The 2,419-nt window shown below is 66.2% G+C and carries 1 protein-coding gene; it reads right to left on the reverse strand.

Translation table 11 applies throughout. The features are described 5' to 3' along the window. Positions 1-2,419 (reverse strand): pyruvate dehydrogenase (acetyl-transferring), homodimeric type (gene aceE / locus AC1DLO_RS22450; RefSeq protein ID WP_476914623.1); only part of this gene is annotated, 2,419 nt, incomplete at both ends.

The raw sequence follows: 2,419 nt of genomic DNA on the forward strand, positions 1-2,419 counted from the left end.
TCTTCGGCGGCGAGTCCGTCGTCTTCGGCGGCGAGTCCGTCGCGTCGGAGTTCGTTCCAGGAGGTCACGGACCACACGTCCGCGGAGACTCCCCAGTCTTCGGCGAGGATCCGCTGGGCGTCCAGTGCCCAGGGGACCGAGACGCCGGAGGCGAGGATCTGCGCGCGGGGGCCGTCGGTTTTCGCCGGGGCCAGCAGGTAGATGCCCTTTAGCACCCCGTTGACGTCGAGGTTCTCGGGTTCCGCGGGCTGGGTGATGGGCTCGTTGTACACGGTGAGGTAGTACATCAGGTTTCTATCGGATGCAGGTCCGGTTCCTTCGCCGCTTGCGGCGGGCCCGTACATGCGCTGGAGCCCGTCGCGGATGATGTGGCCGATTTCGTAGCCGTAGGCGGGGTCGTAGGTGAGCACGGCGGGGTTGGTGGAGGCGAGGATGGGGGAGTGGCCGTCGGCGTGTTGGAGTCCTTCGCCGGTGAGGGTGGTCCGTCCTGCGGTGGCGCCGATGATGAAGCCGCGGGTCATCTGGTCCGCGGCGGCCCAGAAGGCGTCGCCGGTGCGTTGGAAGCCGAACATGGAGTAGAACACGTAGATCGGCACGAGGGGTTCGCCGTGGGTGGCGTAGGCGGTTCCGGCGGCGGTGAAGGCCGCGACGGCGCCGGCTTCGTTGATGCCGGGGTGGATGAGCTGGCCCATGGGGGATTCCTTGTAGGCCAGGACGAGGTCCCGGTCCACGGAGAGGTAGTTCTGGCCCTTGGGGTTGTAGATCTTCGCGGTGGGGAAGAACGCGTCCATGCCGAAGGTACGCGATTCATCCGGCACGACCGGCACGAAGCGTTTGCCGAAGTTCTTGTCCCGCATGAGGTCCTTCAGGAGCCGCACGAAGGCCATGGTGGTGGCGGCCTGCTGCTTGCCGGAGCCGCGCTTGGCGACCTCGTAGGACTTTTCGTCCGGCAGCTCCACGGGGGTGTGGGCGCTGCGGCGTTCCGGGACAGCGCCGCCCAGGGCCGCGCGGCGGTCCATCATGTACCGGATTTCCGGGGCGTCCATGCCGGGGTGGTAGTACGGGGGCCGGTACAGGTCCGTGTCGAGTTGCTCGTCGGTGATGGGGATGCGCAGGTGGTCTCGGAAGGCCTTGAGGTCTTCCATGGTGAGTTTCTTCATTTGGTGGGTCGCGTTGCGGCCCTCGAAGTGGGGTCCGAGCCCGTAGCCCTTGACGGTCTTGGCCAGGATCACGGTGGGTTTGCCCTTGAACTCGGTCGCGGCCTTGTACGCGGCGTAGACCTTGCGGTAGTCGTGTCCGCCGCGTTTGAGGTTCCAGATCTGGTTGTCGTCCAGGTCCGCGACCATGTCCTTGGTGGCCGGGGTCTTGCCGAAGAAGTGTTCGCGGACGAACCCGCCGGACTCGGCCTTGTAGGTCTGGTAGTCCCCGTCGACGGTTTCGTTCATGATCTTCACGAGGGACCCGTCGGTGTCCTTGGCCAGGAGGTCATCCCATTCCCGGCCCCAGACGACCTTGATCACGTTCCAGCCCGCGCCGCGGAAGAACGCCTCGAGTTCCTGCATGATCTTCCCGTTGCCGCGCACCGGCCCGTCCAGGCGCTGGAGGTTGCAGTTGATCACGAAGTTCAGGTTGTCCAGGTTCTCGTTCGCGGCGAGCTGGAGCAGGCCGCGGGACTCGGGCTCGTCCATTTCCCCGTCGCCCAGGAACGCCCAGACCTGCTGCCCGGAGGTGTCCTTCAGGCCGCGGTCGTGCAGGTACCGGTTGGACTGGGCCTGGTAGATCGCGTTCATCGGGCCGATGCCCATGGACACGGTGGGGAATTCCCAGAAGGAGGGCATCAGGCGCGGGTGCGGGTAGGAGGACAGGGCGTGGCCTTCCTTGGACTTTTCCTGCCGGAACCCGTCCAGGTCCTCCTCCGTGAGCCGGCCCTCCATGAACGCCCTGGCGTACATGCCCGGGGACGCGTGTCCCTGGAAGAAGACCTGGTCCCCGCCGGAGGGGTGGTCCTTGCCGCGGAAGAAGTGGTTGAAGCCGACCTCGTACAGGGTCGCGGCCCCGGCATAGGTCGAGATGTGCCCGCCCACGCCGATGTCGGACCGCTGTGCCCGGTGCACCATCACRGCCGCGTTCCAGCGCATGTACGCCCGGTACCGGCGCTCGAACTCCTCGTTGCCCGGGAACGGCGCTTCCTGGTCCGCCGGGATCGTGTTCACGTAATCGGTGGTGGTCACCATCGGCACCCCGACCGACTGGGACCCCGCCCGCTGGAGCAGGCTGCGCATGATGAACTGCGCCCGCTCCGTGCCCTGCTCCCTGATCAACGCATCCAAAGACTCAACCCACTCGGCAGTCTCTTCCGGATCACGATCAGGCAGCTGGGAAGTCAACCCGCTAAGGATGTGTGAGGTCTCTTCTCCTG

This window comes from Arthrobacter sp. 01T419, from assembly GCF_056398865.1.